The sequence below is a fragment of the Streptomyces sp. CA189 genome (assembly GCF_056428985.1).
Genome location: NZ_JBWJVM010000007.1, coordinates 90,939 through 104,857, shown reverse-complemented (window position 1 = coordinate 104,857; position 13,919 = coordinate 90,939). Strand labels below are relative to the sequence as shown.

The following is a 13,919-nucleotide window of genomic DNA, read 5'->3' as shown; positions in this document are numbered from 1 at the left end:
CTGCCGCCGTGCCGGCCGGGCCGGCTCAGCCGGAGAGGCGGACCGGCATGATCAGGTACTTGTACGCCTCGTCGGCCTCGGCGTCGACCGCCGGGCGGCCGCTGAGCAGCGCCGGCTTGGTGGACGTGGTGAAGCTCAGCTGCGCGGCCGGCGAGTCGATCGCGCTCAGGCCGTCCAGCAGGAAGGTCGGGTTGAAGGCGATCGAGATGTCGTCGCCCTCCAGCTTCGCGTCGACGCGCTCCACAGCCTGTGCGTCGTCGGAGGAGCCGGCCTCCAGGATCAGCACGCCCTGCTCGAAGCTGAGGCGGACCGGGGTGTTGCGCTCGGCGACGAGGGCCACGCGCTTGACGGCCTCGACGAACGGCGCGGTCTCGATCACCGCGACGGAGTTGAACTCCGTCGGGAAGAGCGTGCGGTACTTCGGCAGGTCGCCCTCGAGAAGGCGGGTGGTGGTGCGCCGGCCGGCGCCCTCGAAGCCGATGAGGCCCTCGCCCTGGCCGGAGCCCGACAGCGCGATGGTGACCGTGTCGCCGCTGGTGAGCGACTTGGCGGTGTCCAGGAGCGTCTTGGCGGGCACCAGGGCCACGGCCGAGGCCTCCGGGTCCTCGGGCTTCCACAGGAACTCGCGGACCGCGAAGCGGTAGCGGTCGGTGGAGGCCAGGGTGACCTTGTCGCCCTCGATCTCGATGCGGACACCGGTCAGCACGGGCAGCGTGTCGTCGCGGCCGGCGGCGATGGCGACCTGGGCGGCGGCGGAGGCGAAGACCTCGCCGGGCACGGTGCCGGTCGCGGTGGGCATCGTCGGCAGCGCCGGGTATTCCTCCACAGGCAGGGTGTGGAGTGTGAATCGCGAGGAGCCGCAGACCACGGTCGCCCGTACACCGTCTGTGGAAATCTCCACCGGCCGGTTGGGGAGGGCGCGGCAGATGTCGGCGAGCAGCCGGCCGGAGACCAGGACGGTGCCGTCCTCCTCGACGTCCGCCTCGACGGAGACCCGGGCCGAGACCTCGTAGTCGAAGCCGGAGAGGGACAGCTTGCCCTCCTCGGCCTTCAGCAGCAGGCCCGCGAGAACGGGCACCGGCGGCCGGGCCGGGAGGCTACGGGCAGCCCAGGCCACCGCCTCCGCGAGTACGTCGCGCTCCACCCGGATCTTCACCGGAAACCGCCTCCTGCTGTTGCTCGCTCGTCTGCCGGCCTTCGTCGTCGGCTCGTCGATGCCTCGACCGATGCCGGGGACCAGTCTGACGTACGGCGCCGACAGTCGTTGCTGTTGCCGGTCAAGTCGGGAGCGAGGTGTCGGGGAGGGCGATCCACCGAGTTGTGCACAGGACCTGCTTGAAAACCGAAACCGGGCTAACTCTCTATGGGGGTAGTAGTAGGGCCTGTGGAAACGGTGGATAACAGTGTTTTTGCAGGTCAGCCCGTGTTTTTTATCCCCACACCCTGTGGGTGACACCGGTGGACAACCCGGTGTCTCTGTGGAGAACGAAAACTTCTGCACAGGCCGTCCCCAGGTGACCCCGATTACTCCACAGGTGCGTCCCCAGGTTTTCCCGAGTACTCCACAGCCCAAACGTCGACTTCGGTGTGACCGCTTTCACTCGGGGCGGTGACGGAGGGCTTCCCGTTGCCGAACAGTGGACAACGGTGTGGGGAAGTCGTCTGATCCTGTGCACAGGGCGCGGGAAGCTGTGGACCGCCGGTGGACAACGCGGTGGACAGACCTGTGGATGAAAATTTCGTCCACAGCCTGTGGATAGTCGTTGCGCACAATTCCACAGGGGTCTGACCAGCCCTGATGGTGCCTCACACCTGGGCCCTGTGGACAGTCTTGTGGGTAGCGCGGCCCGTCCCCAGGGTGTGGACGGAAGAAAGTCGCCCAATCTGTGGATGAGTTGCCCCCGAGGGGGCGTATTCGAACAGGTCAGGGGCGCACGCACGAAGAAGGGCGCCCCCGAAGTAACCCGGGAGCGCCCTCTTAAAGCGTTTGGAGGGGCTTCGACGGCGCCCGTACGGCACGTACACAGAGCCGGCGTCAGCCGTTCTTGATGCGGTTGGTGAGCTCGGTTACCTGGTTGTAGATGGAGCGGCGTTCCGCCATCAGAGCGCGGATCTTGCGGTCCGCGTGCATGACGGTGGTGTGGTCGCGGCCGCCGAACTGCGCCCCGATCTTGGGCAGCGAGAGGTCCGTGAGCTCCCGGCACAGGTACATGGAGATCTGCCGGGCGGTGACCAGGACCCGGCTGCGCGAGGAGCCGCACAGGTCGTCCACGGTCAGCCCGAAGTAGTCGGCGGTGGCCGCCATGATGTCGGTGGCGGTGATCTCGGGCGAGCTGTCCTCGCCGCCCGGGATCAGGTTCTTCAGGACGTCCTCGGTCAGGCCCAGGTCGACCGGCTGCCGGTTCAGGCTCGCGAAGGCCGTGACCCGGATCAGCGCCCCCTCCAGCTCGCGGATGTTGCGCGAGATGCGGGAGGCGATGAACTCCAGCACCTCCGGCGGGGCGTTGAGCTGCTCCTGGACGGCCTTCTTGCGCAGGATCGCGATGCGGGTCTCCAGCTCGGGCGGCTGGACGTCGGTGATCAGGCCCCACTCGAAGCGGTTGCGGAGCCGGTCCTCCAGGGTGGCGAGCTGCTTGGGCGGCCGGTCGGAGGAGAGCACGATCTGCTTGTTGGCGTTGTGGAGCGTGTTGAAGGTGTGGAAGAACTCCTCCTGCGTCGACTCCTTGCTCGCGAGGAACTGGATGTCGTCGACGAGCAGGATGTCCATCTCGCGGTAGCGCTTGCGGAACGCGTCGCCCTTGCCGTCGCGGATCGAGTTGATGAACTCGTTGGTGAACTCCTCGGAGCTCACGTACCGCACCCGGGTGCCGGGGTAGAGGCTCCGCGCGTAGTGCCCGATGGCGTGCAGCAGGTGCGTCTTGCCGAGGCCCGACTCCCCATAGATGAAGAGAGGGTTGTACGCCTTCGCCGGCGCTTCGGCGACGGCCACCGCGGCGGCGTGCGCGAAGCGGTTGGAGGCGCCGATGACGAAGGTGTCGAAGAGGTACTTGGGGTTCAGCCGGGCGGTCGGCTCCAGCGGGCCCGAGGTGGAGCCGCCGGACGGGGCCGAGGGCGCGGGCCGGCTGGGCGCCTGCCGCGCGGGCGGCTGCTCGTACTGCTGCTGCTCGTACTGGCGGGAGGAGCGCTGCTGCTGGCCCTCGTACTGCTGCTGCTCGTACTTCTGCTGTTCGTAGGAGCCCTGTTCGTAGGAGGAGGGCTCGGACTGCTGCATGTAGCCCGGCTGCGGGGAGGCGTACGGGTCGCGCTCGGGGAAGCCGCCGAGGCGGGGCTGCTGCCAGCCGTAGTCGTCCTGTTGGCCGCCGCGGGGCCAGGCGCCCGGCTCGGAGCGCTGCTGCTGGTAGTCCGGGTAGGCGGGGCGGGCGGTGGGGAGCTGGTCGTCCGCGGGACCGGCGTGGCCGGTATGACCGCCGGGTCCCGTGTGGCCCCCGGGGCCGGTGTGCCCGCCGGGGCGCTGGCCGCCGTACGGTTCGTAGCCGTCGCGCGCGGAAGAAGAGGACGGGGCCGGGGGCGAGGGCTCGCCGGCGGAGTCGTCGACGGTGATGGCGATCCGGATGGGGCGGCCGCACTCACGGCTGAGCGCGTCGCTGATGAGCGGGGCGAGCCGGCCCTCCAGGACCCGCTTGCCGTACTCGTTCGGGACGGCGAGCAGTGCGGTATCGGCCACCAGGGCCAGGGGCTGACAGCGCTCGACCCACTGCTTGTCCTTGGGCTCGATGCTGCTCTGTCCCTCCCCGAGGAGCTTTTCGAGCACCCTTGGCCACACTGCGGCAAGATCGGCAGGTACGTCAGCCACAGAGCACGCTCTCTCAGAGGGGGTCCCACGAATGTGTGGTTCTTTGGGACGGTCGGGACAAAAAATCCGGGGTCAGGCAACGGTAGTCAGGCCGACGGGTACGGTTCAAGTCGTTGTCCACAGCCTGTGCACAGTGTGGGGCACCGTCGGCTCGGTTTGACCGGATGGCGTAGCCGCGCGTACCGTAACGAGGTCGAGTTGTCGATGGCTGCTGCCGCCTGCCTACCGATGGGCGAAGATCACTGATTGTGATCGTTTTGCGGTGCCACTCGGGCGAACACGCGAGTTTTCATCTCCTCGTGGGCGCACGGTGACAGCCAGGCGATGTCCCGCCTAAACGATTTATTCTCTGGAGCCCTCGAGTGAGCAAGCGCACCTTCCAGCCGAACAACCGCCGTCGTGCCAAGACCCACGGCTTCCGTCTCCGGATGCGTACCCGTGCCGGCCGCGCCATCCTCGCGAACCGTCGTGGCAAGGGCCGCGCCGAACTCTCCGCGTAACTGACGGGCGGATCGTGACGTCGTGCTGTCTCCCGAAAATCGGCTGAGGCGGCGCGAGGACTTCGCGAGCGCGGTACGTCGAGGTCGCCGGGCCGGTCGCCCGCTCCTCGTCGTCCACCTACGTACAAGCGGTGCAACGGACCCGCACGCGCCGGGGGAGATCGATCCCTCGACGCGTGCGGGTTTCGTCGTCAGCAAGGCTGTCGGCATCGCTGTCGTACGCAACCGGGTCAAGCGCCGTTTGCGCCATCTCGTCCGCGAGCGGCTGTCTCAGCTGCCCGAAGGTAGCCTGATGGTGGTACGGGCTCTGCCCGGAGCGGGTGATGCCGGTCTCGACGAGCTGGCCCGGGACCTCGACGCCGCATTGCTGCGGCTCTTGGGAGGCGTGGCTCGATGAAGTACCCGCTGCTCGCATTGATCAAGCTGTACCAGTGGACGATCAGTCCGCTGCTCGGGCCGGTGTGCCGCTACTACCCCTCGTGCTCGCACTACGGGTACACGGCCATCGACCGGCATGGTGCGGTGAAGGGGACGGCTCTGACCGCCTGGCGGATCCTGCGGTGCAATCCGTGGTCCCCGGGTGGCGTGGACCACGTCCCACCCCGGAAACGCCCGCGTTGGCACGAGCAGCTGCGCAGTGCGTTGCGTAGATCTCGCAATGCTCAAGGAGCCTGATTAGTGGACACGATTGCCAGTCTGTTCAGCTTTATTACCACGCCTGTCTCGTGGATCATCGTCCAGTTCCACAAGGTGTACGGCGCCATGTTCGGCGCGGACAGTGGTTGGGCCTGGGGCCTGTCCATCGTCTCCCTGGTGATCTTGATCCGCATCTGTCTGATCCCGCTCTTCGTGAAGCAGATCAAGGCGACGCGCGGCATGCAGGCGATCCAGCCGAAGATGAAGGCGATCCAGGAGCGCTACAAGAACGACAAGCAGCGCCAGTCCGAAGAGATGATGAAGCTGTACAAGGAGACGGGTACCAACCCGCTCTCCTCGTGCCTTCCCATCCTGGCGCAGTCTCCGTTCTTCTTCGCGCTCTACCACGTGCTCGCCTCCATCGCCAACGGCACGCCGATCGGCAAGATCGACGGCCCGCTGCTGGAGAGCGCGCGTAACGCGCACATCTTCGGCGCCCCGCTGGCATCCAAGTTCACGGACAGCGCGGACAAGGTCGCCGCTCTCGGCGCAGACATCACCGACGTGCGGATCGTCACCGCGATCATGATCGTGATGATGTCGCTGTCGCAGTTCTACACGCAGCGCCAGCTGATGCAGAAGAACGTCGACCTCTCGGTCAAGACGCCGTTCATGCAGCAGCAGAAGATGCTGATGTACGTCTTCCCCGTGATCTTCGCGGTCATGGGCATCAACTTCCCCGTCGGCGTCCTCGTCTACTGGCTGACCACGAACCTGTGGACCATGGGCCAGCAGATGTTCGTGATCAGCCGGAACCCCACCCCGGGCAGCATGGCCCAGGACCAGTACCTGACGCGCCTGCTGAAGCAGGTCGGTGCGCACGGCGAGCTCAAGGGCCGGGGCAAGAAGAAGATCGTCGCGGCGATCGTGGCCAAGGGCCCGGACCGCAACGACAACGAGCGTAAGTTCATCACCGGTCTGACCAAGCAGGGCCTGGCCGCGCAGGCGGACGGCTCCGTGATGAAGAGCGTCGAGGCGACCGTCGATGCGGACGCGGCCGGCGGTGGTGGCCAGAAGCGCCAGCAGCCCAAGCGGCAGTCGAAGTCTCAGCGTCAGACGCCCCCCAGCAAGCCCTCTCCCAAGAAGTAAGAAGGAGTCCCTCCCGTGACGGAAGGCACCACCACCGCCGCCGCTGAGAGTGGCGACACCCTGACCCGCCTCGAGCAGGAGGGTGAGATCGCGGCCGACTACCTTGAGGGTCTGCTGGACATCGCCGACCTGGACGGCGACATCGACATGGACGTCGAGGCGGACCGCGCCTCTGTCTCCATCGTCAGCGAGTCCGCGCGCGACCTGCAGAAGCTCGTGGGCCGCGACGGCGAGGTGCTGGAGGCTCTGCAGGAGCTGACCCGCCTCGCCGTGCACCGCGAGACCGGGGACCGCAGCCGGCTCATGCTGGACATCGGCGGCTTCCGGGCGAAGAAGCGCGAGGAGCTGACGGCCCTCGGTGCCAAGGCCGCGGAGGACGTGAAGACGTCCGGTGAGCCCCTGAAGCTGGACCCGATGACCCCCTTCGAGCGGAAGGTCGTCCACGACGCCGTGGCGGCCGCCGGTCTGCGGAGCGAGTCCGAGGGCGAGGAGCCGCAGCGCTTCGTCGTCGTGCTTCCGGCCTGACCGGAAGCCTGTGTGTCCGGCCCCGTCTGTCTCGCAGGCGGGGCCGATGTTTGTCAGCCTGGCAGTGACGACGTGGTTTTTTCATGCGGTACGGAAGGACGGTCCCCGTGACGGAGGCAGCTGAGCTTCCCCCGATTCCCGAAGAAGCGCCCGAGGCACCTGAAGAGGCGCGTGTGGTGTTCGGTGAGCACTTCCCGGCCGCCGTGCGGTATGCGGAGCTGCTGGCGGACGCGGGTGTCAAGCGGGGCCTGATCGGGCCGCGCGAGGTGCCGCGACTGTGGGAGAGGCACCTGCTGAACTGTGCCGTGCTCTCGGAAGTGGTGCCCGAAGGCGTCACCGTGTGCGATGTGGGTTCGGGGGCCGGTCTGCCCGGCATTCCGCTGGCCCTGGTGCGCAGGGACCTGAAGATCACGCTGCTGGAGCCGCTGCTGCGCCGCACGAACTTCCTCCAGGAGGTCGTGGAGCTGCTGGGGCTCGACCATGTGACGGTGGTGCGCGGGCGGGCCGAGGAAGTCCTCGGCAAGCTCCAGCCGGTGCACGTGGTGACGGCGCGCGCGGTGGCCCCGCTGGACCGGCTCGCCGGCTGGGGTGTGCCCCTGCTGCGCCCGTACGGCGAGATGCTGGCGCTGAAGGGCGATACCGCCGAGGAGGAGCTGGTGGCGGCGAAGGCCGCGCTGACCAAGCTCGGTGTGGTGAAGACCTCGGTGCTGCACGTCGGTGAGGGAATCGTGGACCCGCTCTCCACCGTGGTGCGGGTCGAGGTCGGGGAAAGCCCCGGCGGGGTGCGGTTCGCGGCGAAGCGGGCCAAGGCCGCCCGGGTGAGCCGTACGCGCCGGCGTCGCTGAGCGCCTGCCGGGCAGTGCGCGCAGGCGTATCGCAGGGGTGTTGAGCCCTATAGGTATGGATTTCGGAGTGTCGTAGCGGCCGGATGACTCCGTCCGGGCATCGTGTTTCACGTGAAACGTCGCTCTCTGCTGCAGGGAATCATCAGCCGCGGTCGTGCGGCCACGTCCCCCCGTCTCCGCAAGGGCGAAGGGGGGACGGAGTTGTCCACATCGGTGGATTCATCCACAGGAGTACGGGCCCCGCTGGTTCGCGACCCCGGTGACATGGCAGGCTCTGTTCATCGCGAGCCTGATGCCGAGGAGAGTGACACCGTGCGGTCAGACGCCAACCTTGCGGGGCCGATGGCCGATCCGGTCCCCGGTCCCCGCTCCGAATTCCCGGGCGACGATGTTTCACGTGAAACATCGGCCCCGCCCCTAGTGGACAACGAAGACACGCCCATCGGCCGAGCCGCCCAGATCGCGGTCGAGGCCCTGGGGCGTGCGGGTGAGGGGCTGCCCAGGCCCCCGAAGACCCGGATCATGGTGGTGGCTAACCAGAAGGGCGGCGTGGGCAAGACCACGTCGACCGTGAACCTGGCCGCATCCCTGGCCCTGCACGGAGCGCGGGTCCTGGTGGTCGACCTCGACCCGCAGGGCAACGCCTCGACGGCGCTGGGCATCGACCACCACGCGGACGTGCCGTCCATCTACGACGTGCTCGTGGACAGCCGACCGCTGATGGAGGTCGTCCAGCCGGTGGCCGACGTGGAAGGGCTCTTCTGCGCGCCGGCCACGATCGACCTGGCGGGTGCCGAGATCGAGCTGGTGTCCCTCGTGGCACGGGAGAGCCGTCTCCAGCGGGCCATCCAGGCGTACGAGCAGCCGCTCGACTACATCCTGATCGACTGCCCGCCCTCGCTGGGCCTGCTGACGGTGAACGCCCTGGTCGCGGGGGCCGAGGTGCTGATCCCGATCCAGTGCGAGTACTACGCGCTGGAGGGTCTCGGACAGTTGCTGCGCAACGTCGACCTGGTGCGGGCCCACCTGAACCCGACGCTGCACGTGTCCACCATCCTGCTGACGATGTACGACGGCAGGACCCGGCTGGCCTCGCAGGTGGCGGAGGAGGTGCGCACCCACTTCGGCAAGGAGGTGCTGCGCACGAGCATCCCGCGGTCGGTCCGCATCTCCGAGGCTCCGAGCTACGGGCAGACGGTGCTGACCTACGACCCGGGTTCCAGCGGTTCCCTCTCCTATCTGGAGGCGGCGCGGGAGATCGCGCTGCGCGGGGCCGGATTCCAGTACGAGCCCCATCACCCCCATCAGGGTGCGGGCCTGAACAACACGCAAAGCATGGCGGAGGGGATCCAGTGAGTGAGCGACGTAGGGGTCTGGGGCGGGGGCTCGGCGCGCTGATTCCCGCGGCTCCCCAGGAGAAGGTGCCGCCGGTGATCGGGGCCGGATCGACGTCTCCGTCGGCGGTGCCGCTGCTGCCCTCGGAGCGGGGCATCGCGGCGGCGAAGTTGGCTTCGCTGACGCAGGCCGATGTTTCACGTGAAACATCGTCGGTGGCCGAGTCCGTGAGAGAGCCGGAGCCGGCCGCGGCTCCGGAGGCCGGGCAGGTGGCGGGGGCTACGTTCGCGGAGCTCCCGATGGACTCCATCACGCCGAATCCGCGGCAGCCGCGCGAGGTGTTCGACGAGGACGCGCTGGCCGAGCTGGTGACCTCCATTCAGGAGGTGGGCCTGCTCCAGCCCGTGGTGGTGCGGCAGTCCGGCCCAGGCCGCTATGAGCTGATCATGGGCGAGCGGCGCTGGCGGGCGTGCCGGGAGGCCGGCCTGGGCCGAATCCCGGCGATCATCCGGGCCACGGACGACGAGAAGCTGCTGCTGGACGCGCTCCTGGAGAACCTGCACCGGGCGCAGCTGAACCCCTTGGAGGAGGCGGCCGCGTACGACCAGCTGCTCCAGGACTTCAACTGCACGCACGACCAGCTTGCCGACCGGATCGGGCGTTCCCGTCCGCAGGTCTCGAACACGCTGCGGCTGCTGAAGCTCTCCCCGCCCGTGCAGCGGCGGGTGGCGGCGGGTGTGCTGTCGGCGGGGCACGCGCGGGCCCTGCTGTCGGTGGACAACTCCGAGGAGCAGGACCGGCTGGCGCACCGGATCGTGGCCGAGGGCCTCTCGGTGCGTGCGGTCGAGGAGATCGTGGCGCTGATGGGTTCGGAGTCGCCGAGTTCGGTGAAGCCGAAGGGCCCGCGGGCGGGTGCCCGGGTCGCCCCGGCGCTCAGCGAGCTGGCCACGCGGTTGTCGGACCGGTTCGAGACGCGGGTGAAGGTGGATCTGGGCCAGAAGAAGGGCAAGATCACCGTCGAGTTCGCTTCGATGGAGGACCTCGAGCGGATTCTGGGGACCCTGGCACCGGGCGAGGGCCGGGTGCTGGACCAGGGCGCTGCCGGGGAGTAACCCACAGCTTGGGGGCGGGTCGTTCCGGCGTGAGCCGGTGCGGCCCGCCCCCTTTGCCTTGCTGCGGTTTCGGGTGATTCGGGCTGTGGATACGATGAGGTCATGGGTCGTCGGCTGGTACCGCTCACGCTGGACAACCTTCAAGACCTGCCCCGGCGTTGCCGGTCCTGCGTCTTCTGGGAGCTGGACCCCGTCAGCGGCGAGGCCGCCGTGAAGGCGGGGAACTCTACTGAGGAGAAGGAGGCGTGGATCTCCGCCGTCCTCTTGGAGTGGGGTTCGTGCGGCCGGGTGGTCTACGTGGACGAGGTTCCCGTGGGGTTCGTTCTGTACGCGCCGCCGGCGTATGTGCCGCGTGCGACCGCGTTCCCGACCAGCCCGGTGTCCCCGGACGCCGTACAGCTCATCACCTCGTGGATCATGCCGGGGTATCAGGGCCAGGGGCTGGGGCGGGTGATGGTCCAGACGGTGGCGAAGGACTTGCTGCGCAGGGGGTTCCGGGCGATCGAGGCGTTCGGCGACGCCCGATGGGAAGGTCCGGCCTGTCTGCTGCCGGCGGATCATCTGCTGGCCGTGGGCTTCAAGACGGTGCGCCCGCATCCGACGCGTCCTCGGTTGCGGCTGGAGCTGCGGTCCACGCTGTCGTGGAAGGAAGACGTGGAGCTGGCCCTGGACCGGTTGCTGGGCGCGGCCCGGAAGGAACCGGCGCTGCGTCCGCTGTGAGACGGCGGCATGCCTGCTCTGGGAGCGGGCTGACATGCGAACGGGGCCGCCCCTGGGAGGGGGCGGCCCCGTGTCACGCGATCGCGTCCGGGTTTGGACGCGGGAGCGTCAGGCCTTGATCGTGACGAAGGCGTCGAGGTCGCGCAGGATGGCGGCCTTCGGCTTGGCGCCGACGATGGTCTTGACGACCTCGCCGCCCTGGTAGACGTTCAGCGTCGGGATGGACATGACGCCGTACTTGGCCGCCGTCTCCGGGTTCTCGTCGATGTTGAGCTTGACGATCTCGATCTCGTCACCGTATTCGGAGGCGATGGCCTCGAGGGACGGAGCGATCTGGCGGCACGGACCGCACCAGGCGGCCCAGAAGTCCACCAGGACGGGCTTGTCGCTCTTGAGGACGTCGTCATCGAAGCTTGCGTCGGTGACGGTCTTGAGGGTGCCGGCCACAGCGGCCTCCTTCTTTTCCTGCGGGGAAGTGGGGTGTGGTGGTGCTGCTTGAGGGTGTCAGACCGCCGCGTGCGCCTTCTCGGCGTCCGCGAGGGCGGCGAGGAAGCGTTCGGCGTCGAGGGCCGCGGAGCAACCCGTGCCCGCGGCGGTGATGGCCTGACGGTAGGTGTGGTCGACGACGTCGCCCGCGCCGAACACACCGGTGAGGCTGGTGCGGGTGGAGGGGGCGTCGACCTTGAGGTAGCCCTCCGCGTCGAGGTCGAGCTGGTCCTTGAACAGCTCGGTGCGCGGGTCGTGGCCGACGGCGATGAAGAGGCCGGTCACGGGCAGCTCGGAGGTCTCACCGGTCTTGGTGTTGCGCAGGGTGAGGCCGGCGAGCTTCTGCTCGCCGTGGATCTCCGCGACCTCGCTGTCCCAGGCGAACTTGATCTTCGGGTCGGCGAAGGCGCGGTCCTGCATGGCCTTGGAGGCGCGCAGGGAGTCACGGCGGTGGACGATCGTGACGGACTTGGCGAACCGGGAGAGGAAGGTGGCCTCCTCGATCGCGGTGTCGCCGCCGCCGATCACGGCGATGTCGTGGTCCTTGAAGAAGAAGCCGTCGCAGGTCGCGCACCAGGAGACGCCGCGGCCGGAGAGGGCGTCCTCGTTGGGCAGGCCGAGCTTGCGGTGTTGGGAACCGGTGGTCACGATCACGGCCTTGGCGTGGTGCACGGTGCCGGCGGTGTCGGTGACGGTCTTGATCTCGCCGGTGAGGTCCACGGCCACGACGTCGTCCGGAATCAGCTCGGCGCCGAAGCGCTCGGCCTGGCCACGCATGTTGTCCATGAGGTCCGGCCCCATGATGCCGTCCTGGAAGCCGGGGAAGTTCTCGACCTCGGTGGTGTTCATCAGCGCGCCACCGGCGGTGACGGCGCCTTCGAAGACCAGGGGCTTGAGCGAAGCGCGTGCGGTGTACAGGGCGGCGGTGTAACCGGCCGGCCCGGAGCCGATGATGATCACGTTTCGTACGTCGCTCACGGGTTGATTCCTCGTCTCTGCGGACTGCCTGCTGCCTACCGGGGGGCCGGTGTGGACTCTCACCCCACCCAACGGATCCTACGGCGCCTGCATTCCCCAGTTGTCCCACCGAGCTTCGCGGCCGCTCAACTCCTCGGGTAGGTGTCGGTGAGCAGGGGCTTTCCGGGGGCGGCCGAGGGGTCGGTGACGCAGGCGGAGCTGACGAGATAGGCGTCCACGACGGCGGGATCGCCGGGGTGGGGCAGGACGATGAGGAAGACGTCCTTGCCCTCGTAGGTGCCGGGCCCGAAGCCCAGGGGGGTCTCCGTGCGGCCGGTGGCTTCCTGTACGCAGGCGGGTGCCCGGGGTGCCTCGCCATCGGCCGGGGCGAGGCTCGGCTCGGACGGGCTGTTCTCCACTCCGAAAGTCTTGTTCCCCTCCCCCGCCGCCTTGTCTCCCGGGCCTCCGGATGCGAGGAGCTCGCGCACCGTGCCCGGAAGCCCCTGGGCGGTGTACTCGGGGGTGCCGGACCTGGACTGGGAGGCGGACGCGTCGCTCCGCGCGGACACGTCCGTCGCGGGGCGGTCGCCGGACATCAGGCCGGCCACCAGGATGCCGGCGGCGCACGCCGCGAGCAGGCCGCCCGCGAGAGCGATCCGGCGGCGTGCGCGGTGCCGGCCGGGGCCGGTTGGGCCGGCCGGGTGACCGGAGGGCCGCCGGGCGCCGGATTCACCGAGCGGTCCGGGCGATGTTTCACGTGAAACATCGGGTCCTGGGGCAGCGTCGGCCCGCTGGGCCGGGCGGTCTGGCCCGGGCTGCCCGTGTGGGGTGGTGGCGTCGAGGAGTGCTTCGGCGGCGAGGGCCGCGTCGATCCGGCCGGAGATGTCCACGGGCATCCGGGCGGGCCCGGGCAGGGTGCCGAGCAGGGCACGGATCTCCTCCAGGGAGGCGCGGACGTCCGCGCACAGGGGGCAGTCGCCGAGATGGCTGCGGACCTCCGCCGTGCGGGACGGGGAGAGGAGGCCTTCCGCCAGCTCGGAGATCTCCGAGACGTCGGGGTGCCCGATCGTGCCGGTCGCGCCGGTTGTGGGGTTCACGCTCGTCCACCTCCGCCCTTCAGTGCGTTGGGATCCGGGGCCGGGTCCCCGCGGTCTGCCGCCGGTGGGACGGTTGTCCCCGGTGTCCGGTTCCTTCCCCGCTCGGTGTCGGTGTTATCCCCGGTATGTGTGCGCAGATGAGTGAGGAGCGGGACGAGTTTCGCCCTGCCGCGGGCGCAGCGGCTCTTCACGGTGCCGACGGGGACGTCGAGGATGCGGGCGGCCTCGGCGACGGGGTAGCCCTGCATGTCGACGAGGACCAGAGCAGCCCGCTGATCGGCCGGGAGGGTGCTCAGGGCCGCGAGCAGCTGCCGGTGGAGGTCCTGGCGCTCCGCGGGTGCCTCGGCGGACTCGTGGGGCTCCAGGAGCCGCTCCAGGCGGTCCGTGTCGTCGAGGGGGGACGTCCTGCGGGAGGCGGCCTTGCGGGCCCGGTCCAGGCAGGCGTTCACGGTGATGCGGTGCAGCCAGGTCGTGACGGCGGATTCGCCGCGGAAGGTGTGCGCGGCCCGGTAGGCGGAGACGAGGGCGTCCTGCACGGCGTCGGCGGCTTCCTCCCGGTCGCCGAGGGTGCGCAGGGCCACGGCCCACAGCCGGTCGCGGTGCCGGCGTACGAGCTCACCGAAGGCGTCCGGGTCTCCGGCGGCGTGCAGCGACAGGAGTTCCTGGTCGCTGCGGCCGCCGGGTGTGGCTTCGTCCAACGCTGG

15 protein-coding genes and 1 pseudogene are annotated in these 13,919 nt (G+C 69.1%); 9 read left to right on the top strand and 7 right to left on the bottom strand.

All coding sequences use genetic code 11. From position 1 onward, the window contains the following. Positions 1–25 precede the first annotated feature (25 nt). The 3 genes and pseudogenes from dnaN to dnaA (AC061S_RS08300) all read right to left on the bottom strand — a co-directional run. Positions 26–1,156 (bottom strand): DNA polymerase III subunit beta, encoded by a 1,131-nt coding sequence (gene dnaN, locus AC061S_RS08310; protein WP_243331110.1) that lies wholly within the window; start codon positions 1,154–1,156, stop codon positions 26–28. Positions 1,157–2,035: 879 nt separating this feature from the next. After that, positions 2,036–3,271 carry a chromosomal replication initiator protein DnaA gene (dnaA, locus tag AC061S_RS08305; RefSeq protein WP_478685284.1) on the bottom strand — a complete coding sequence of 412 codons (1,236 nt, stop codon included), beginning with the start codon at positions 3,269–3,271 and terminating at the stop codon, positions 2,036–2,038. 281 nt (positions 3,272–3,552) lie between these two features. Continuing rightward, positions 3,553–3,853: pseudogene (dnaA, locus tag AC061S_RS08300) on the bottom strand (chromosomal replication initiator protein DnaA); the annotation flags it as partial. Positions 3,854–4,215: 362 nt separating this feature from the next. Here dnaA (AC061S_RS08300) and rpmH point away from each other — a divergent pair. From rpmH to AC061S_RS08255, 9 genes are all read left to right on the top strand, one after another. Continuing rightward, positions 4,216–4,353, top strand: a complete 138-nt coding sequence (gene rpmH, locus AC061S_RS08295; RefSeq protein ID WP_100597229.1) for a 50S ribosomal protein L34 — start codon at positions 4,216–4,218, stop codon at positions 4,351–4,353. A 22-nt stretch (positions 4,354–4,375) separates the two neighbouring features. Further along, positions 4,376–4,750: a ribonuclease P protein component gene (gene rnpA / locus AC061S_RS08290; protein ID WP_267754555.1), complete on the top strand. Its 375-nt coding sequence runs from the start codon at positions 4,376–4,378 to the stop codon at positions 4,748–4,750. Next, the gene (yidD, locus tag AC061S_RS08285; protein ID WP_076043740.1) at positions 4,747–5,028 is read left to right on the top strand and encodes a membrane protein insertion efficiency factor YidD; all 282 of its coding nucleotides are present in this window, start codon (positions 4,747–4,749) and stop codon (positions 5,026–5,028) included. Before rnpA ends, yidD begins: the two co-directional genes overlap by 4 nt. A 3-nt stretch (positions 5,029–5,031) precedes the next feature. After that, positions 5,032–6,138, top strand: a complete 1,107-nt coding sequence (gene yidC / locus AC061S_RS08280) for a membrane protein insertase YidC (RefSeq protein WP_478685188.1) — start codon at positions 5,032–5,034, stop codon at positions 6,136–6,138. Positions 6,139–6,153: 15 nt separating this feature from the next. After that, entirely contained in the window at positions 6,154–6,663 is a 510-nt protein-coding gene (locus AC061S_RS08275; protein ID WP_243331117.1) for a Jag family protein, read from the top strand. A gap of 83 nt (positions 6,664–6,746) precedes the next feature. Further along, entirely contained in the window at positions 6,747–7,508 is a 762-nt protein-coding gene (rsmG, locus tag AC061S_RS08270) for a 16S rRNA (guanine(527)-N(7))-methyltransferase RsmG (RefSeq protein ID WP_478685187.1), read from the top strand. 264 nt (positions 7,509–7,772) lie between these two features. After that, positions 7,773–8,864, top strand: coding sequence for a ParA family protein (locus AC061S_RS08265; RefSeq protein ID WP_478685186.1), 1,092 nt, complete (start codon positions 7,773–7,775; stop codon positions 8,862–8,864). Then, entirely contained in the window at positions 8,861–9,955 is a 1,095-nt protein-coding gene (locus AC061S_RS08260) for a ParB/RepB/Spo0J family partition protein (RefSeq protein WP_478685185.1), read from the top strand. Before AC061S_RS08265 ends, AC061S_RS08260 begins: the two co-directional genes overlap by 4 nt. Before the next feature lie 102 nt (positions 9,956–10,057). Then, a complete protein-coding gene (locus tag AC061S_RS08255; RefSeq protein WP_478685184.1) occupies positions 10,058–10,675 on the top strand; it encodes a GNAT family N-acetyltransferase in 618 nt (205 codons plus the stop codon). 108 nt (positions 10,676–10,783) lie between these two features. Here AC061S_RS08255 and trxA read toward each other — a convergent pair whose 3' ends face one another. From trxA to sigM, 4 genes are all read right to left on the bottom strand, one after another. Next, positions 10,784–11,122: a thioredoxin gene (gene trxA, locus AC061S_RS08250; RefSeq protein ID WP_243331126.1), complete on the bottom strand. Its 339-nt coding sequence runs from the start codon at positions 11,120–11,122 to the stop codon at positions 10,784–10,786. 57 nt (positions 11,123–11,179) lie between these two features. Then, positions 11,180–12,139, bottom strand: coding sequence for a thioredoxin-disulfide reductase (gene trxB, locus AC061S_RS08245; protein WP_478685183.1), 960 nt, complete (start codon positions 12,137–12,139; stop codon positions 11,180–11,182). 125 nt (positions 12,140–12,264) lie between these two features. Next, on the bottom strand, positions 12,265–13,215 hold the full coding sequence (locus tag AC061S_RS08240) for an anti-sigma factor family protein (protein WP_478685182.1): 951 nt from the start codon (positions 13,213–13,215) through the stop codon (positions 12,265–12,267). Beyond that, positions 13,212–13,913 (bottom strand): RNA polymerase sigma factor SigM, encoded by a 702-nt coding sequence (gene sigM, locus AC061S_RS08235; RefSeq protein ID WP_478685181.1) that lies wholly within the window; start codon positions 13,911–13,913, stop codon positions 13,212–13,214. The genes AC061S_RS08240 and sigM overlap by 4 nt, the downstream gene beginning before the upstream one ends. Between the last annotated feature and the right edge of the window lie 6 nt (positions 13,914–13,919).